The sequence below is a fragment of the Clostridium nitrophenolicum genome, from assembly GCF_055391695.1.
The window spans coordinates 1075584-1095606 of record NZ_AP042469.1; the positions used below are offsets into that span (position 1 = coordinate 1075584).

Genomic DNA, 20023 nt, shown 5'->3' on the forward strand with positions numbered 1-20023 from the left:
CTTTCAAAATATTAATACAATAGCTAGTTTTTAAAAGTTAAATCACCTTTACTAAAGTCGTCACCAAATACTTTGTTGATTTTTATGTTATAAAAAGCTCTTGTATTTTTATCAGAATCAGAAATAATTATATAATTAATTTTCCAAGTACCGTTTCCTGCTGCAAAGTTTACATCTCCTTCATAAGCCTTTTTATCTTCGTTGTAGCTTAATTTAATCTTATTTTCTGTTTGTCCATCTGGAGATAGATAGCTTACATAGGCAGTATCTGAATATTTTCTATCAGTAGTAATATAAACTTTGTTATCTTTTACCTTTATATGTTTAATTTCTTTAGCATCTTGGTAAGTTGGATTTTTTACATTTTTAGTAGTTACGTGAACTTTGTTGCTGCTGATATTTGAATTCTCTTCTGTTACAAAGACCATTACTCCATTGTTTGGTAATATTAATCCAGCTTCAGGTTTAGCATCTTTACTTGAGTAATCCTTAGAATCATCAAATATTGGATTCATCATTAAAGAAGTATCTTGTGTAACATCACCATTATTTGGATTTGTAAATTTGAATGGAGCCTGCTCTCTTAAGCCAAAAGCAGCATCTCTCATTTGGTATGTTGCAATATCTGCAGATTTAGTATCATCGGTTTTAGTAGCTATAATTGGATTTTGGTCAGCATCTACAATGCCAGCCATTGCATAACCAAGATAATCTTTGGTTTCCTGTTCTTTGTATTCACCATTTTCATACCATACCAATAGACCAGGATCGTGAATTAAATCATAAACTGGTGCTTTAGCAGCTGGTAAATATCTAAATAGTCCACCACCAAGGGCATTATCTATATGGGAATTGTGATGATTTCTTAATTCTAACATATAGGTGTGAGTACCAGTGTTGGTTCCATCAGTAACTACAAAATCATTTAAGTTAAAAGCTGTTGTTGCTTTATCTTCTGCACCATCAGAAATAACAGTTTTATTGTCTACAGTTATGTTTACATCATCAATGTAGATACCAGGATATTTTGACATATCAAAAGTCCAGTTGAATATTCTAAGCTCTATTTCTTTTCCTAAAGAGTCTTTTAAGTCAAAATTAGCATCTACCCATTTACCATTAGAAGAACCGGTGATACCATTACCAGGATTTCTATCCATTGGGTCATCTGGTGTTGTATCATTAGGGTTTGCAGTAGTAGTTATATTACCTTCTACAGAAGTCCATTTGCCATTACTGCCTTTTTCTCTAACTTGTACAGATGCAAAATCATCATTAGGTGCTAAATCATATAAAGTCTTAAAGCTAATGGATGCACTTTTAGCCGTAGTTAAATCTAAAGATTTTTTTAGGTCCATAGAATTACGCATATCATAAACAGCTTTTCCACTAAAGAATACGTTCTTTCCACTTGGAGGATTAACAAATTTTGTTTCGTTATTAGGTAACGCTATCTTAATTAGATTTGGGTTTGTACCATTTAGAGCTTCTTGATTTAAAGTTACAGTTTGTCCCTTCTGCTTTAATTCATTTAAAGAAATAGTCTTATCTTTAGTCCAATTTAAGTCTACCCCTTTGTCTTTGCCAATTTGCTCTAGGCGATTACGGCCATAAGCACCATAGCTTATTGGAGATGCTCCAAGGAAAGGACCAAGATAGCTTCCACCATGTTCAGACCAATATTGTACAGGAGGTGTACTTCCACGGTAAGCATATAAATCCGGTAAACCTAAATAATGTCCATATTCATGAAGCATTAAATCAGGTGGAAGATTCTGTTCCATACATATAAATTTACAAGCTTTTATCTTATTACCTTTACTATCTTTTACTTCAGGCATACTGTTATCTGCAGCAGCATATTCATAGAACTTTCCCTGGAAAGGCCAAATAGCATCTTCACCTAGACTTCCGCCGGTGAAATTTTCTCCAATACCAGGATGAATAACAATTAAAGTATCGATAACTCCATCTGGTTCGAAATAATTTCCATCGTTGTCCACATCCATTGGATCTTCTACATCATAATCAGATAAGTTAATACTAGGATCATTTGCTACCTTTTGGAAAGCTTCTAAAGCTAATTTTGCTGCATTATTTTGATCTGTTCCTCCATTAGTATAAAGAGGATCTGCTGCACCATAATATTTTGCTTCATGATCTGCTTGATACCAACCAGCAACACCACCATTAAAGTCAAAGCTTCCGCCAGACTCTTCAGTAAAATATCCTCTCATGGAAACATAATCTTTTCCATCAGCGCTTTTATAGGTGCTTGGTGCAAAGAATATATTTTTGTAGTGTTCTGGAGTAAAGTCTTCAGCTTTGTATTTAGCATAAAATCTTTGATCTAGGATTGCTTTGTCTTTGTTCACAAGCTGAGTGTGGTTGTAATCTTTATAGTCCATTAATACTACTAATGGTTTAGCTTTATAAACATTTCCTTTCCAAGCTTGTCTTTCTACTTTAGGCATAGTATTTTTAAAGACATTACTTGATTCTTTTGCGCTAACTTTTGCTGAAGGCGTAACAAGCGTTGCAATAAAAGCTAGTGACAAAAGTTTGCACATAGTTTTTTTGCTTAACATAATATGAACCACCTTTCAAAAGAATATTACAGAGATTTATTCGAAAAATAGGCTAGATTTGGTTGTTGAATGTAAAATGTTTTGCGAGGATTTTTACACATGTGTATAAAGTATTATAGTGTTTTTGTTTTAAATATAAATTTTATAGTATAACTATAAAATTTATATTTATTCTATAATTTTTTATAGTTATACTATAAAAAATATTCTTATACTATAATTCTTTAGATTAATTATAGTATAATAGTAAAATAGTGTAAATGGATTTTAGTAAAAAATTTAAAATATTTAAATTTTTCTCAATATAATTATTTTTTGAGAAAAATTTATTTTATAAGTACAGTTTATTAAAAATGCACCCCTAGGCTTCATACAATACCTTAGGGGTGCACTTCTATGGTTTTCTTACAGTCTCTAAAAATAGTTTTTCTTTAAAGCCGCCATTAATATTCTTTTTTGTAATCTTATTTTTTCAAATTCTGTTATAGCTATATTTTTATGTTCTAAAATATCATAAATAACTTCTACTATATCAGCTAATTCCTCTGTGCTGCCATTATTTAAAGAGTACTCCATCATTTCTTCATGAAGTTTTTCATCTAATGCCTCTAAATATTCCTCATCTTCTAACTTTCTAAACTTAAGTTCTTTACCATCAGCTTCAATTATTTTTGGTATATTATCTCTTACAAGCTTGTTATAATTTCTAATATATATTCCCTCTGCTTGTTTTAGTTCCATTTCTCTCATGATTCCAAGGGTTCCCTTGTATTCTATTTTACCAAGTTGAATCATTTCAAGTATTCGCCAAAATATAAAGTCATCACTTACATGGATTTTACTGTATCCAAGAGCTTCTCCGACAATTCTAGCTGCCTTTCTAAACTTTTCATTGGTGTATCCTAATATAAATTCATCAAGATAATCCTCAGAAACACTGATAACTTTCCCATTTTCACAAATTCTAAAAAGTGTATTTTCCTCTTTTAATTTATTCCAAAGCTCTTTTATGTTATTAAAAGCTTCTTCATCAATTTTAGTCTTAGATTTTATAAAATCTATAAATTTTTTAGGTGCAATTTCTCCCGAGTATCTTGGTTTATATTCATTTTTAAGACCTTTATTATATTTAATATTTGATACATTAATAATGTATAAATTTTTAATGTTACATTCTACAGTTGAAATGGCATACATTAATCCGCAAAGTTCATGGGCGTTTTCAGCATACCACATATAAACAGTTTCATTTTTTATCTCACAAATCTGTTGAAAAAAATCCTTGTAGTTTTGTTTTATATCTTCGATATACTCAAATTCATCTTTAGGTAATACTTTATTCCACCATATAGCTCTGTTGTGCATTTCTACATTAGCTATAGGTCCATGTGATAAATCATCACAAAAGCTTATAACCATACTTCCTTCAAGTAAATTTTCTGATAAGGCATATCTAATAGATCCCCTTGTACTTTCTGAAAAACATATATGTATTATTTTATTCATTGGTGTTCCCCCTCGTATAAAGTAAAACTTTAACAATGATAGTTATAAGTATATCAATAGCCAGTGCATATTGCCACAAATAAAAGAAAAGGATTAATTGAATGTATAACAAAAATTAACATGTTTTTAGAGAATAATTTTAGTGATACTAAATATAAAGCGTGATAAATTGTTAGATTCAACGGCAATAATGGAAATAAATATATATTAGTGTTATAATTTCGTAGAGAAAATTTATTAAATGAAAGATAGCATTTAATTTTGCTTAAATAGAAAAGAGAGTGATAAAATGGACATTAATGAAGCTAAAAAAATACTTAGTGAAAAATCAATAGACCCATTATTACTAGTGATAGCAAACAAGGGATATAAATGGATTATAGCAGACAACTTTACTGAAGAAGATGCTGTCAAATTTGAACAATATATATTAAATAACACTACTGCTGAGGAACTTGAAGAGATTAGAAGTAAAAAGAAGTCCCTAAAGGACTTTATTATATGGAAATATGTAAATCATTTAGACAGATAATATATGGATTCAAAGCCGGTCAGTTAACTTATATACTAGAATCTACTGCAATATTTAAATTTAAAGTGAATACTTTTTAGTTAAGAGTTAAAAGTGAAGAATTAAGAGTTAAGGATGATTTTCTTTCGCTACGTTCACTCTAGATTCTTACCTCTTAACTAAAATTACTAATAATTCTTTTGCTATAAGGAAACTTTCGCCTTGTAACCATATATAGGTAAACTAACTAGAAAGTTAACTTATACAGAGGGATATGCCTCCAAAGCTGAAGGTAGATTTAAAAACTTTGTGCCAGTCTTAGTGAAGGGTTTTAAGACAACCTTAGCACCTTCGAGTTGTCTGAGCATAGCGAGTTTCTCGAAGGTTCTTAGGTCGTCTAAAACACAAGCTCTAGACTGGCCAAAAGTTTTTAACGTACTGAAGCTTGGAAGCATATTCCGACGTATAAGTTAACTTTCGGCCTAGTATCTCTGTACTTAAAATGAGCCATGGGAATTTTTAAGATTATCGTAAAAATTGGCAAAGGATATATTCATATAAGGAACTAACCATAAAAAACCTATCCCTAAAGTTAAGATACACAATATTCCCCAGCCTAAAAAACTCAATTGAAGCATGAAGAACTTTCCTCTATATCCTTTCATCATTTCCTTGCTGCGATTCAGTGCTTCTGTTGCAGTGAGTTCAGGATTATCGTTTAGAATATAAAAAGCCTGAGAATATCCCAGATATGCTATAACTCCTGGAACAATTAATAGTAATGACCACAAAAGTACAAATAATGATATGAGAATTTGTAGTACAAAGGCTGCGCTAAAACGCTTAAAACCGTCAAATATATTTTCTATGAAAACCTGTTCTTCACGTTTAAATTTTATTGAATAAATAGTTTGACCAAGTGTAAAAGGACCTGCTATTAGTAGGGTGATTACCCAACCTACATCAGGTATTGCTCCAGGCAAACCTACGATTATAGTAATTATAAAGTAGGCTAAAATTGCAGGGCCCCATCTTCCTACCAATTGTTTTCGAGCTGATTCTCTTATTTCAGCGTTGCTTTTAATTATACCTAGTTGTTCCATTATGCTAACCTCCATTTTTAACGTTACAGAATATTATATTAATCACAGCTATAATTGATGAATGTTTTATTATATAGATTTTAAAAGACATTTACTTAATATTTGATTGTATTTCCTTAATAAGAAAAGTGTGCTATGATTTCTATAGGAATAATTTGTAACTTTACGAGGCTTAGTGCATTAAGGAGGGGAAATAAGGTAAGATGATTAATACAAATACTAAAGATAACCACCAAATGATTTCTAAGTATATTTTTATATTGCTGATGAGCTTAGCTGCATCGCTTATAGCTTCGCAGACACTATGGAAAAGAGATATGTATTTATTCCACACTATACTTGAATTGACATGCATATTTATATCTCTAGCAACATTTCTGCTTATTTGGAATACTTATGAAAAGACTCTAAACTTAAATCATTTTATAGGATTTGGATTTCTTTCAGCTGCAATTTTTAATCTGTTTCATACCTACTATTTCTTGAATGCTCAAACACCTAATCAAGTTTGCTCCGATTTAACTGCAAAATATTGGATGATAGGAAGGCTGATTGAAGCAATTGTCCTAGCAATAGTATCATTGAAAATTAAAATAATTAAGATTGACAAATGGATTGGATTTATATTTACTATTTTGCTTTCTTTTGGTGCATCTATAATCATAATGTATTTTCCAGGTGTTTTACCTGTTATGATGTCAAAAGAGGGGGCAACTCCTAGCAAGATTGCACTAGAATACGTTATAATTACTTTAACGATTGTTAGCGTTTACAATTTAAAAGATAACTTAAGCAATAAGAATATTATTTCATATAGGAATATATTCATGGCACTTCTTATAATCATTCCTTCAGAATTAATTTTTGCATCATTTAAAGTATTAACATCATTCTATAGCACCTATGGTCATGTTTTAAAAATATTATTTTATTATTATTTTTATAGGGCAGTTTTTGTCAGTACTATAACATATCCTTATGAGAGATTGGAAGAGAATAAGAATAAGCTAAAACATTTAAGCGAAAATTTAAGTGATTTGCTTGATGCACTGCCCATAGCTATATTAATGTATGACGATACTGGTAGGCTTGAGTACATAAATAAAAAATTTGAAGAGATTTTTGTTTGTAACAGAGATAAATTATATGGCTGTTTTTCAGAAGAAATTCAAAGCATGTTTTCAAATAAAAAACATTATGGAAAGACAGTTTATGAAAGGACATTAGAAAATCAAAAGGGTATAAATAGAATTATAAAAACCTATAAAATTTCAAACGGTGATCATATTAAGCTTGCGGTTACTTCACATAAGACACATAATGGAGTTTTAGTACTACTTAATGATATAAAAAAAGAACAGGAGCTTGAAAACTTACAATTTCAAACCCAAACAATATTAAATTCCATAGAAAAGTTAATAATAATGGTAGATAGAGATAATAAAATAATTATGTGTAATAAAGAATATGAAAAGATAGTTGGATTATCTGCAAAGAATATAGTCGGTATGGATGTTAATGATCATATATCAACGCTTCAAATACATATAGATAAGGAATACGGGCAAGAGGATATTAACAATATAAAGTGTAAAAATTATGAAATAGAAATTACCACTATTAATAAGGTGAAAAAACGATTACTTTACAATTCATCTAAAATATATAATATAGATGGTGAATTAATAGGTTTAATAATAGTTGCTTCTGACATAACGGAATTAAAACAACAGCAGGAAAAGATGATGCAGCAGGAAAAACTCGCACTTTTAGGGCAAATGGGAGCAGGAATTGTACATGAAACTAGAAATTATTTGACAACTATAAAAGGAAGTTGTCAATTAATAGATACATTAACAGAAGAAGATAAGATAAAAAAATATACTAAAAAAATGAATAAAGGAATTGATGAAGTAAATAGAATAATTGGTGAGTTTTTATCCTTATCAAAGCCAAGAGAGACTGAATTGGAAGAGGTGTCAATGTATGATATAGTTTATTCTATAAAAAGCTTAATTATTACATCCTCCCTTATAAGTGGTATAAATATAGACTTTAAACTATCGAAAGAAGAAAGATATCTTCTTTGTGATGAAGGACAAGTAAAGCAGGTTGTACTAAATATTTGCAAAAACGCAGTTGAAGCAATGGCTGAAGTTAAAAACGCTGAGCTAAAAATTGAAGCTGGATATAATGAAAAGACAAATGAAATGTTTATTAAAATAACTGATAATGGACCTGGTATGTCTAAAGAAACCTTAGAGAAAATAGGCACACCTTTCTATACAACTAAAAGTAATGGTACAGGTTTAGGATTAAATTTTTGTTATAAAATTATTAAGGAACATAGAGGCAGAATAGAAGTAGAAAGTAAATTAGAAAAAGGAACAAAATTTACAGTTGTACTACCTTGTATAGAAGATGATGAGGAGTGTGATAGGGTAATATAAGATGAATGAATTAAATATTCTGAATATATATTGAATTTTAGAAAAATAGGTGATATAATATACTCAAGAAGAAGGATAAACCTACTTCTGGTAGATTCTAACTCATCAAGAAGTAGTAACTCAGGTATCTAGTAGTCTTTATGTAAACTGTACAAAGCGTCTAGTAGTATCAGACTATAGGGCGTATGTAGTACAAATAGGAAGTATTTGACTAATGTAATCTATACGATGATACTCATGCGATAGTGTTGTATAATGTGTTTGTTGTACATGCATCTAAAGGCATCGATATAGAATATGTTTAGTACAAATAAGAATTAGGTTTATAATAATCTGTTAAAAATCAGTTAATATCTAAAGGTTGTAATACCCTCGACATATAGTTATTAGTCGGGAACTCTAAAGAGAAAGGGTGATGAAAATTCAAATAGAACCAAATAGTTTTTCCGATGAGTTAGGATCTACTTAACCACCAATTAGTGTCATTTAACTAATTGGTGGTTTTTACTTTTTGTTATTTCGTACATGATGGTTTATGGTAAATAATAAAAGATTATTTATAAGCACTACAAAATACGTAATAGATAATGAATATAAATTTATCAAATACTAAAAATATAAGGAATACTACAGATAGACAATCCAGAAATTTCGTTTATAAAAACAGAGATATAAAGCAAATTTTTAGATTCTCTATATTAGAGAGGAGTAGTGCTATGAAAAAAAGGGTAGTGATAATAACATCAATAGTAATTATAGGTGCCATTACAGCTCTTGGAATATACAGCAGAAAGAAAGCGGAGATAAAGCAAGTTAAGACAGCTGTTGTAAAGAAAGGCGACATACAATCATATCTATCTACTACAGCTACAATAAAATCCAAGAATTCTAAAGAATATTATGGGGCACAGTTAAAAATACAAAAAATAAATGTAGCAGTGGGAGACAAAGTGAAAAGTGGTCAAAGTTTAATAAGCTATGATATTACGGATTTAAGTACTCAACTCAGACAGGCTGAACTTCAGTACAACAATGCTGTTTTGCAGAAACAGGAACTAGAGAATCAAGTTGGAAATATAAATTCAAAAATTAGTGATTTAGATGAAAAAATACGAGAAGCGGAAAATAGTAAAGATCCATCAGTGAGAGCTTTACTTCCAAGTTTAAAGCAGCAAAGAGATGAAATACAACCAATTTCGAATGTAAAAGTAGAAGAGGCAAATAATGCTATTGAGCTTGCAAAAACCTCTTTAGATGCTGCGAATTCAAGACTGAGTAGTGTAAAAAATGGTGTTGTATCACAGATAGACGGTGTAGTGACAGCACTAAATGCAGTAGAGGGAACTACTGCAAATCCTGCTCAGCCCTTAGCTGTTGTTCAGGACTTAAGCAATTTAAAGGCACAGGTATCCCTTGGAAAATATGATGCAGATAAGGTAAAGATAGGGCAGGAGGCAGTAATAAAAGCCCCAGGTAAATCTTACAAAGGAAAAGTTGCTTTTATAAATCCAGCTCCTACTAAAACACAATCTCCAACAGGGGGAGAAACTACTCTTTTAGCAGATATAGATATATTAAATGCTTCTGAAAACTTAAAGGTAGATTTTGATACAGATATAGATATTCTCACAGCATTCAAAGCAAACGTACTAAAGGTACCTGCTGAAGCTATAAAAACAGATAAGTATGGGAAAAGTTATATTTTTATAAATAATAACGGAATAGCACAAAAGAAGGATATAAAAACAGGAATTAAGTCAGATGTAGAGGCGGAGGTTACTGAGGGTTTAGCACAAGGAGATAAAGTTATTTTAAATCCAAGCAGTAACATTACTGATGGAACTAAAGTAAGAGAAGTAGCATAGGAGGGAAGAGCTATGCTTGAGGTAAAAGATATAGTGAAAATATATAGGACTGGAGAGCTAAGTTTTAAAGCATTAAAAGGAGTAAGTCTCAAAGTAGAAAGAGGAGAGTTTACATCTATAATGGGACCTTCTGGCTCTGGAAAATCAACATTTATGAATATTTTAGGCTGCTTGGATAGAATGGATGAAGGAAGGTATATGTTAAATAATAATGACGTATCTAACTTAAAAGAGGAAGAACTTGCGGCAATAAGAAACAAAGAACTAGGTTTTGTTTTCCAAGCTTTTAACCTACTGCCTCGTATGACAGTTTTAGAAAATGTGGAGCTACCTATGATATATGCCGGGCTTTCAGAAAAGGAAAGAAAGGAAAAGGCTATGATTGCTCTTGAAAAGGTTGGGCTTAAAGAAAGAGTAAAGCACAGACCTAATGAAATTTCTGGAGGTCAAAAGCAAAGAGTAGCTATAGCTCGGGCAATAGTAAATAGCCCAGCTGTAATTATGGCAGATGAGCCCACTGGAAACTTAGACAGCAAATCTACAATGGAAATATTAAAAATATTTCAGGATTTAAATAGTGAAGGTGCAACTATAATAATGGTAACTCATGAGCCAGATGTAGCAAAATATACAAAGAGAATTGTAAGATTTAAAGATGGTGAAATAGTAAGTGATGAAGCAGTAAAGGATAGGATTGAAGTGGTGAGCATATGAATATTAAAGAAAACTTTAAAATAGCTATAGAAAGCGTAAAGGCAAATAAAATGAGATCTTTTCTAACTATGCTTGGAATTATTATAGGAATAAGTTCTGTTATCACAATAGTTTCTCTAGGTCAAGGTGGGCAAAGTGCCATCACAGGAGAATTTGAAAAAATTGGAGCTGCATCAGTAAATATAAAGGTAAATTCCCCAAAAGCTTCTCAAAGTGATTATATAGATTTAAATGATGTAAGGCAGGTTAAGGAAAGAATTCCATCAGTAAAATATTCATCACCTGTTATGCAAAAGCAAGGCATAATAGGTTCGGATATCAAGTCTAAGAGAGCATTTATAACTGGAGTTAACGATGATTATGCAAATATAGATAATACGGAAATGTTGTTTGGAAGATATTTTAATACAGAAGAGTATTTAGAAGGAAAGCCTGTAATCGTAATAGATGAAACCTCTGCTAAAGCTTTATTTGGATACGATGATGCAGTAGGGCAAAGTGTAAATGTTGGTTCAAAAATTTCACCTAAAAAAGCTGTTATTGTTGGAATAGCGAAAAGCCAAATGGGAATATTCGGAGGAGGCTACGATGAGAATATTCCTGTAATGGTTTCAGCTCCGGCAACTTTAGTTCAAGAATTATATCCAAATGACAAACTTATTGACTCAATGATTGTAGTAGCAACTTCTAAGGAAGAAAGTGAAAATGCAGGTAATGGTGCTATAAGTGTATTGGAAAGCAGACATAACAATGCTGGCAGGGAGGTTTATAAAGCAGAGAGTATGATGAAACAGCTCAGTCAAGTTAATAAGATACTAGGAATTTTCACAGCATTTATAGGAGCAGTTGCCGCTATATCACTGCTTGTAGGCGGAATTGGAGTTATGAATATTATGCTTGTTTCTGTAACAGAAAGAACAAGAGAAATAGGTATAAGGAAGGCGATAGGTGCTACTACGCGAAATATACTTCTTCAATTTTTAACGGAATCAGTTATTATATCTGTTATTGGTGGAATAATCGGAATGATTTTAGGTATTATAGGGGCTTACTTAATAGGAACCTTTGCAGGTATAACTCCAGTGGTCTCACCGCTGGTAATAGTAGGAGTTATAATGTTTTCATCAGCAGTAGGCATATTTTTCGGAATATACCCTGCCAAAAAAGCAGCAGACCTTGATCCTATAGATGCATTAAGATACGAATAGATAAGGTGCAGGCAATTTTTTGCTTGCACCTTATCTACATTTCTATAATTACTTTTTTAGTACATAAAGAAATTCTTAGCTTCAGAGGAACTTAGTCTTTATTTTACAAATTCTATATTTAAAGCGGCAGTGTGAGGTGGAAGACTCATTGTCATTACTGGTCCATAAACTACTTTGACTTTAGCACCCTTCTTCAGATTTAAAAGGCTGCCATTGTTGAAAGTTGTTTTATCGCTTATGTTAAATATTATTTTATCAAAATTAGAGTTCTTACTATCAGATACCACAGATATTGATTTACCATATTTATTATCTATTACTTCGTCTATTTGTCCTTCATACACACAATCTTCTTTTAACTGGTTTATAGCAATTGCAGTAGCTTGCCCAGGTATACTTCTTGTGACAGCACCAGAGAAAAATACGTTTACTCTGTCTCCGATTTTTAAAGTTTCCTTATCTACATTAAGTTTTGTATCATTATTTACATGAAAAATTAATGAGTTAAGGGGAGAATCACTTTCGCCAAGCTTTGACACCATTAAATCTAATCCATCCTTTGTTTTCTTTACATCAGTTATTTTACCATCATACATTGATGCATCTGCCACTGTAATATAGCTTAAATCACCTCCTGTACTTTTTCTAGTTTCAGTGTTTGTCCCAGAATAAGCTGTACTGGATGTCATTACAGAAGTTGCTATAACCCCTGCCAATATTAAATCTTTTAGCATTTGTATTGCCTCCTTTATTGTCTTTTCATTATATTAGACGATAAATAAAGAAAATTGTTCCATAAAAAATATAAAAAGATTATGTAATGTTTTTAAAACTTTAGAGGAAATTACTGTATTTTGTAGAATTAATGATTAATGATGAATTTTTTATAAATTTGTGTTAATAGTTCTTAATATTTATTAAAATGCATAATAAATTAACTTCAATGGATGAGAGGTATATACAATATGAAATTAAAAAAGGTTTCTATGAGAATTCATGAGCTGAAATCTGGAATGATAGTAGCTGAAGAAATAAAGTCTGGAAATATAGTGCTAGTTTCTAAAGGAGTAGAGCTCACTGATGATTTAATAAAGAGATTAAAAGATAGATATTTTGAATATAAGATAATGGTTTATAGTGAAGATGATTATGAAGATGAGAATATTATAATAAATAGAATTAAAACCGTAGAGGAAGTTAAAAGAAGTTTTGACGAATTCTCAAATAATGTAGAAGAAATATTTGCAAGCATTGATGGAAGAATAAAAGTTGATATAACTGAAATTAGGAATTTCGCAAACAAAGTTGAGGAAGAATTAAATTCACCTAGTGCTGTGATAAAGAATATAGTGCTTTATGGAAGCGATAATGATTGCATATTCAAACATTCTGTCAACGTAGCAGCTCTAAGTTCTATACTTGGTAAGTGGATAGGTTTTGATGAAAAAGAAATAAAATTTTTAACCTATGCAGCCATTTTACATGATTTTGGTAAGACAAAAATTGATAAGAACATATTGTATAAGCCGGGGTTTTTAACAACAAAAGAAAAAGCTATTATAAGAGAGCATCCTGTCATTAGTTATAATTTTGTGAAAGAAATACCGTATCTACACAATTCAGTGGCTTATGGCATACTTATGCACCATGAAAGATTAGATGGTTCTGGTTATCCTTTAGGAGTAAAAGGAGATAAAATACATCACTTTGCTAAGATAATTGCCATCGCAGATACCTTTGATGCAGTTAACTCAAATAGGGTATATAAAAAGAGAGAAGACCCTTTTGCAGCTCTGGAGACAATTCAAAAAGAGAGCTTAGGAAGATTAGATTATGAATATTGTAAGATATTTATAGAGCATATAATAAACTATTATGTAGGAGAAAATATACTATTGGATACAGATAAAGTGTGTAAAATAATACAAATACACTTAAACGATTTGTCAAGACCGCTTCTACTAGATGAAGGAGAATTTATAGATTTGAGAAAAGAAAGAGACCTGCAAATAAAAAATTTGGTTTTATAGGGATTAAAGGCCGAAAGTTAACATATCCCTTTGTATAAGTTAACTTTCGGCCTAGTACCTTTATAAGAAACTAAGAAATAATTTTGTTTTGAATAAGAAATTGCTTTACCTTTGCAGTATACTCAGCTTTATTGGTGAAGTAGGACATAGCATGTTCAGCATCTGGTGAAATATATATAGTCTTAGGGCCTGTTTTTTCTAGATATAATTCTAAAGACATTGATGCTGGTATAAAGGTATCATTGCTGCCATGAATAAACATTATGGGGGTTTTAATGTTTTTTATTGCTTTTATAGGAGACACTGCGTATAATGAAAATCCAGATTTATTAAGTGCTATAATGTTTGCATAGAAAAGAATAAATCCAGAAGCAAGTCCCAAATGAGGTTTTTCATCTCCAGCCAGTTTCATACTTAATAGTTCCGAAATATCGGAGTAGGGACAATCTACTACGTAAAAGCTTACATTTTTTTTCGCCTGGTCTAAGTTTGCCTGAAGCAATGCAGTGACTGCACCAAGAGACTCACCATGTACACCCAATATAGCATTAGGGTTTACCCATCTCACCCATTTAACTATGTTATCAAGGTCAGTTTTTTCAAAGAAACCTAAAGATATATCATTACCTCCACTTTTGCCATGATATCTTGAATCATATACAATTACATTGAAGCCCATATCAAGGTACATGTCAGCATATTTCATCGATTCCCAGCGACTTGCAGTAATACCATGGACTATAATAACGGTATTATTTGTAGGCTTAGAATTGAATATATATGTACCAGCAAGCTTGTATCCAAAGCTGGATTCTATAGATATATCATAGGATTCAAGAGTTTCAAACCGTTTAAAATTAAAGCTGCTTTTGTAGTATCCAATATCTGTGTTGGCTCTATTAATAGATACCTTACATATATTTTGATAATACATATTACCAAAATATAAGCCTATTAGATTTACAATAAGTAATAATACTATTGATACTGATAATATTAATTTATATTTCTTTTTGGGCTTAGGTATTTTTACTTCTAAGTTGTTCATTAAAACCATCTCCAGAAAATAACTATGTTATTTTAACTTTAATCCATTATCCATTTCTCTAGTATAACTATCTACAGAGAGAAGACCTGTCATAAATGCTGAAGAATCCTCAATTACTGCCTTTGATGCATTAGCATTTATGTTCCCCTGTAGTAAGCTAGAAGCAATATTTTTATTAGTAGATAAATCCTGTGTAAATTGCTGTAATAACGCAGGAGAGTTACTAGCTAATTTCCAGTTTTGCTTGCTAGGAATATAAATGATTGAAGGATTACCTTGTTTTTCATATAAATACTTATTGTAATACTTGGACATTTCTATAGCTAACTTCACTGCTTCTTTTGGATGCTCTGAGGTTGATGAAATAAACAAGCCTGAATTTTTTCGTAAGCCGCCTACCAGATTATTAGAGGCAATTGACTTTGATTTTCCTATATAAGGATAATAAAGTAATCTGCATTTTCCATTAAGTTTTTGATTAGATATCTTAAAATTTGAGGAACTTGTACAATACATAGCGGCCTTACCTGAATAAAAAAGGTTAGCAGCATCTGCATCTGTAAGGGACTTAGGATTATCTCCAAAGGCACCCATGTTTATTAAATCTTTTACACTAGACGCAGCCTCTTTAAAAGATTCATCAGAAAACTTTTCTTTACCATTCATAATTTTTTTGGTAACTTGTGGATCAATAGTGCATGCAAACCCTTCAACCATGTTATATAAAGCTCTTCCATCTTTCCCGCCAAGGGCTATAGGTACAAGTCCTTTGGACTTAAATGTAGAAACTGCAATTTTAAGTTCCTCAAAGTTAGTAGGAGCTTTAATATTGTTTTGTTCAAATAAAGCAGTGTTTATTTCAATCATTTGATAATATACTTCCTCGAAAGGCACTGCATATATATGACCATCGGAGCTATCGACTTTTGCTGAAGGAATAACCATATCCCAGAATTTTAATTCATTTAAATATTTATCTACAGGTTGTACTACATTTGCAGATAAAAGCTCATCAGAAAAACCATCTCCATTTGAGAAAAAAATATCAGGTTTATCATTTGAGGATAAAAGTACCTTTATTTTTGTTTGATAGTTCTGTATATCACCTTTTATGAAGCTGAAGCTTATATCATAGTCTGGAAATTGAGTTTTTATATCTGCCGCAAAAGTTTTGAATGCCTCTAACTTGATGTTATCTTCCGAGGACATAACACATCTAAGTTTTATTTTTCCTTCGCTCTTGGGGGAAATTACCTGTGGTGAGGATTTATTACAAGCTGTGAGCATAGAAAGAAATAGAAGCATGGCAATCAGCAGAGAATATTTAAAGTTTACGGCTCTCATTAACGCTAACACCTCCAAGTTATTATAGAGTTTAAACTCTATAATCTGAATTTAGGCATCTGAAATAAAATAATAAGCCAGATATAATACTGCATGTCCATTTTTGGAAGATACCTTAACTCATAAATAAAATTATAAATCTAATTTATGGAAATGTAAATCTATCCCTCTAGTTCTAAAAAATGAAAAAATATTAGAAAATATCGTATAATAATATACATAACTGGAGAGAAAATTAATAAGATAACATATGAAATAATATGGGGGTGTATGTGTGGCTATTCCTATATACGTTGTGTGCAAAGCAAAAGCAAAAACTATTACGAATATTGGCTGTGAGGTTCCGAAAAAAGAGGGTAGATTGAAGTTAGAAGGAGATGTCCAATGCCGCTATGAAAAGTTAGGAGGAGTATTTCATTATTATTTTAGAATACATGCTGAAACATTATACATGGAAGAGAGTAAATTTCCTTTCAATAATGGCAATATTGAGGTTCAAGTTAATGTTAGATCTCATGAAGGAAGAAAAACCCCAAAATTGGAATACCTATTTAAAGAAGATATAAAAGTGAAGGATGAGAAAAAGTTTTCACTAAAAGAACTATCAAGACTAAACTACGGAATAAAGATATTTAATTATAATCAGGAAGAAAATAAAGAAAATGCAATAGCCTTAGATTATATAAGAAGTAACCTATTTGATATGGATGAATTCAAAACTGTTCCTACAACTAGTGATTTGAACCACGAACTGCATGAGCATATTATTCAAGCTAAAAAGAGGGATGCAGATATTTATATATTTGGAGATTTATATTCTTTTGAAACAAAAGAAGGAGAAACAAGAGAAGAGAGATTTATGAATTTAAAGAAAAGTGGGCCAAGAGGTATTCATGATGTGCATATGAATCAGGGAAGTTCCCACAAAAAAGAATGGATATCTAATAATGGAGAATATCAAGACGGAGGAGTTCTTATTCATTTTAAATCAAAAGAAGAAGATAGATGGGTAGGTATTTTCTTGAGATTTGAAGGTCAGTATATATAGGATTTTATCTAAAAAGTTCAATAGCTACCAGTGCTAAGGCTACATTTATTGTAGCAAAGCACTGGTTTGTGTTTTTTATTTAAGTAAAAATTATCAGGTTAAATTTAGATTAAAAATTCCAATAATGATTGATTAGGTAGATATAGTAATGCATAATTATTTTAAATTAAGTCTTCGACTTTTTACAGGACACTTGAAGGGAGGGTATTATGAACAACTATAAAATTTTAGTAGTTGAAGATGAGGAAAGTATTTCTAGTTTTATTCAGTTGGAATTAAATCATGAGGGCTATATAGCGGATGTTGCCTTTGATGGTATAGAAGGCTTGAATAAAGCTAAGAAAAATATTTATGATTTGATAGTACTAGATATTATGCTTCCAGGAATAAATGGTATCGAAGTTTGCAGGAAAGTTAGACAGTTTTCAGATATTCCAATCATTATGCTCACTGCAAAGGATGATGTATCAGATAAAATAACAGGACTTGATATGGGTGCAGATGATTATATGACTAAACCTTTTATAATAGATTTTATAGAGTAGATAAAGCTCGCTTCCAAAAAACCGGTGGAAGTGGTCTAGGTCTAGCTATTGTGAAACAGATAATAGATATACATAACGGAACTATATCTATTAACAGTAAATTGGGAAAGGGAACAAAAATAACTATTAGTCTGCCTCTAAAATAATCTAATCTAATTTTAATGTTACATTGAGAAAATGTATCTGTTAAATGAATTAGATTAGAAAATTACTTAAGATAGTAAGAGGTGGAATATAGAATGAACATGTATATATTTAATCTTATAAATGGATTAGCTCACAAAAATATAGTCTTAGATAAAATTATGATTATATTTTCAAAATATGTTCCTATAGCTTTTATGGCGGTATTAGCAGGGGTGTATATACTGGGAATAATAAAAAAAGATATAAGAATCAGATGCATTGCAGTGGATATCTTTGCACTAACAGCAATAAATCTTCTGATAAGTTTTTCTATAGGACTTATCTACTATGTAAATAGGCCCTTTGTTCATAATAAGGTAAACTTACTATATTCACATGTGGCAGATGCATCTTTTCCAAGTGACCATGCAATAGGTACTATGAGTATAGCACTAGGTATAAATAATTGGTTTAAAGTATATGGTCGTATTTTAATTGCTTTATCATGCATAGTAAGTTTTTCTAGGGTTTATGTAGGACATCATTTCCCTATAGATGTAATTGGAGGCATTGTAATTGCTGCGTTTGTAAATTATCTTTACAAAATACTTGTTAAAGATAAAATTGCTATACGCTACGAAACAATAGAAGGAAAATTACTTAAGCTTTTATATCCTAATATGGCTTAAGAAATATAGGGTTAAAAAGGTATCTCAGATATAGGTGATACACCTTTTTCTATTGCTTTAAAGTCTTATTTGAGCAGAAAAATAACTGTTACATTGCAGTAGATTAGATGTGGTGGTAAAATAATAGAAATATTTGAAAAGATATAGAAAGGATGAATATAGATGGAAAAAAGAGCAATAAGATTTGGAGTTATAGGTACAAATAATATTACAGATTTATTTTTAAAAGGTGCGGCAAATGTTAAGGATTTTGTCTTAAATGCAGTTTATTCGAGAACTGAAGAAAAAGCAAAAGCTTTTGCTGAAAAGTATGGTGTAAAGCATACTTTTACAAATTTGAGCGAAATGGCAAAAAGCGATTTAATCGATGCTGTTTATATTGCATCACCTAATGCTTTTCATGGAGAGTATGCTATATTATTTTTAAAGCATAAAAAGCATGTATTATGTGAAAAAGCTTTTGCATCAAATTCAAGGGAAACTGTTGAGATGATAGAAACAGCTAGAAAGAATAATGTGGTTTTGATGGAAGCTATAAAAACAATATATCTTCCTAACTTTAAGGTGGTAAAAGACAATTTACATAGAATAGGCAAGGTAAGAAGATACTTTGCAAATTTCTCTCAGTACTCATCAAGGTATGATAAATATAAAGAGGGGATAGTCCTAAATGCTTTTAAGCCTGAGTTATCTAACGGAGCTTTAATGGACATAGGAGTTTATTGCATACATCCTATGATAAATCTATTTGGTAAACCAAAAGAAATAAAAGCAAACGCTGTAATGTTAGAGTCTGGTGTTGATGGAGAAGGTAGTATACTGTTTAAATATGATGATATGGATTCTGTAGTATTTTATTCGAAAATTAATAATTCATATTTACCATCAGAAATTCAAGGTGAAGATGGCAGCATAATAATTGAGGGCATCAATAACTTTCAAAGAGTAAAAATAATATTTAGGAATGGAGAAGAAGAGGATTTAACAGAATTTCATATTAAGGATGATATGTACTATGAAGCACAAGAGTTTATAAATTTAATACATAGAGGAAACATAGACTCTACTATTAATTATCTTGGAGCTTCACAATCAGTGATGGAAATAATGGATCAAGTAAGAAGGCAGATAGGATTAATTTTTCCAGCGGACAAGGTCAATTCTAATTATTAATATATTTTTAGTTGTAATTTATAAGAGCGAAAAAATTTCGCTCTATTTTCATTATTGTGCTTATGTTACATTATT

Annotated in this window: 15 protein-coding genes and 2 pseudogenes; 11 read left to right on the plus strand and 6 right to left on the minus strand. The window is 30.9% G+C overall.

Translation table 11 applies throughout. The features are described from left to right. Window positions 1-23: 23 nt before the first annotated feature. Entirely contained in the window at window positions 24-2588 is a 2565-nt protein-coding gene (locus ACZ5N4_RS04965; protein WP_464207700.1) for an immune inhibitor A domain-containing protein, read from the minus strand. Window positions 2589-3002: 414 nt separating this feature from the next. Beyond that, complete coding sequence (locus tag ACZ5N4_RS04970) at window positions 3003-4094, minus strand: DUF3658 domain-containing protein (RefSeq protein WP_464207702.1); 1092 nt, start codon at window positions 4092-4094, stop codon at window positions 3003-3005. A gap of 289 nt (window positions 4095-4383) precedes the next feature. Here ACZ5N4_RS04970 and ACZ5N4_RS04975 point away from each other — a divergent pair, with 289 nt between their 5' ends. Then, a complete protein-coding gene (locus tag ACZ5N4_RS04975; RefSeq protein WP_464207704.1) occupies window positions 4384-4626 on the plus strand; it encodes a hypothetical protein in 243 nt (80 codons plus the stop codon). A 476-nt stretch (window positions 4627-5102) separates the two neighbouring features. Here ACZ5N4_RS04975 and ACZ5N4_RS04980 read toward each other — a convergent pair whose 3' ends face one another. Beyond that, window positions 5103-5708 carry a DUF975 family protein gene (locus ACZ5N4_RS04980; RefSeq protein ID WP_464207706.1) on the minus strand — a complete coding sequence of 202 codons (606 nt, stop codon included), beginning with the start codon at window positions 5706-5708 and terminating at the stop codon, window positions 5103-5105. Between the two features lie 203 nt (window positions 5709-5911). Between ACZ5N4_RS04980 and ACZ5N4_RS04985 the strand changes: the two genes are divergently transcribed. The 4 genes from ACZ5N4_RS04985 (at window position 5912) to ACZ5N4_RS05000 (ending at window position 11945) form a co-directional block, all read left to right on the plus strand. Next, entirely contained in the window at window positions 5912-8158 is a 2247-nt protein-coding gene (locus ACZ5N4_RS04985; RefSeq protein WP_464207708.1) for an MASE3 domain-containing protein, read from the plus strand. A 716-nt stretch (window positions 8159-8874) separates the two neighbouring features. Further along, window positions 8875-10023: an efflux RND transporter periplasmic adaptor subunit gene (locus tag ACZ5N4_RS04990; protein WP_464207710.1), complete on the plus strand. Its 1149-nt coding sequence runs from the start codon at window positions 8875-8877 to the stop codon at window positions 10021-10023. 12 nt (window positions 10024-10035) lie between these two features. After that, window positions 10036-10737 carry an ABC transporter ATP-binding protein gene (locus ACZ5N4_RS04995; protein WP_464207712.1) on the plus strand — a complete coding sequence of 234 codons (702 nt, stop codon included), beginning with the start codon at window positions 10036-10038 and terminating at the stop codon, window positions 10735-10737. Continuing rightward, window positions 10734-11945 (plus strand): ABC transporter permease, encoded by a 1212-nt coding sequence (locus tag ACZ5N4_RS05000; protein WP_464207714.1) that lies wholly within the window; start codon window positions 10734-10736, stop codon window positions 11943-11945. Before ACZ5N4_RS04995 ends, ACZ5N4_RS05000 begins: the two co-directional genes overlap by 4 nt. A 98-nt stretch (window positions 11946-12043) precedes the next feature. On the opposite strand, the gene ACZ5N4_RS05005 is transcribed toward ACZ5N4_RS05000, so the two are convergent. Continuing rightward, window positions 12044-12679 carry a hypothetical protein gene (locus ACZ5N4_RS05005; RefSeq protein WP_464207715.1) on the minus strand — a complete coding sequence of 212 codons (636 nt, stop codon included), beginning with the start codon at window positions 12677-12679 and terminating at the stop codon, window positions 12044-12046. 231 nt (window positions 12680-12910) lie between these two features. On the opposite strand from ACZ5N4_RS05005, the gene ACZ5N4_RS05010 reads away from it, so the two are divergent. Continuing rightward, on the plus strand, window positions 12911-13975 hold the full coding sequence (locus tag ACZ5N4_RS05010; RefSeq protein WP_464207717.1) for an HD-GYP domain-containing protein: 1065 nt from the start codon (window positions 12911-12913) through the stop codon (window positions 13973-13975). Between the two features lie 70 nt (window positions 13976-14045). Here ACZ5N4_RS05010 and ACZ5N4_RS05015 read toward each other — a convergent pair whose 3' ends face one another. Both ACZ5N4_RS05015 and ACZ5N4_RS05020 read right to left on the minus strand, forming a co-directional pair. Continuing rightward, window positions 14046-15023, minus strand: a complete 978-nt coding sequence (locus ACZ5N4_RS05015) for an alpha/beta hydrolase (RefSeq protein WP_464207719.1) — start codon at window positions 15021-15023, stop codon at window positions 14046-14048. Window positions 15024-15050: 27 nt separating this feature from the next. Further along, window positions 15051-16367 (minus strand): ABC transporter substrate-binding protein, encoded by a 1317-nt coding sequence (locus ACZ5N4_RS05020; RefSeq protein WP_464207720.1) that lies wholly within the window; start codon window positions 16365-16367, stop codon window positions 15051-15053. A gap of 274 nt (window positions 16368-16641) precedes the next feature. Between ACZ5N4_RS05020 and ACZ5N4_RS05025 the strand changes: the two genes are divergently transcribed. From ACZ5N4_RS05025 to ACZ5N4_RS05045, 5 genes and pseudogenes are all read left to right on the plus strand, one after another. Beyond that, a complete protein-coding gene (locus ACZ5N4_RS05025) occupies window positions 16642-17415 on the plus strand; it encodes a DUF2278 family protein (RefSeq protein WP_464207722.1) in 774 nt (257 codons plus the stop codon). A 209-nt stretch (window positions 17416-17624) separates the two neighbouring features. Then, window positions 17625-17948, plus strand: a pseudogene (locus ACZ5N4_RS05030) (response regulator); the annotation flags it as partial. A gap of 50 nt (window positions 17949-17998) precedes the next feature. Beyond that, a pseudogene (locus tag ACZ5N4_RS05035) lies at window positions 17999-18106 on the plus strand (ATP-binding protein); the annotation flags it as partial. A 93-nt stretch (window positions 18107-18199) separates the two neighbouring features. Further along, the gene (locus ACZ5N4_RS05040; protein ID WP_464207724.1) at window positions 18200-18775 is read left to right on the plus strand and encodes a phosphatase PAP2 family protein; all 576 of its coding nucleotides are present in this window, start codon (window positions 18200-18202) and stop codon (window positions 18773-18775) included. A gap of 162 nt (window positions 18776-18937) precedes the next feature. Then, entirely contained in the window at window positions 18938-19948 is a 1011-nt protein-coding gene (locus ACZ5N4_RS05045) for a Gfo/Idh/MocA family protein (RefSeq protein WP_464207726.1), read from the plus strand. The last annotated feature ends 75 nt before the right edge of the window (window positions 19949-20023 follow it).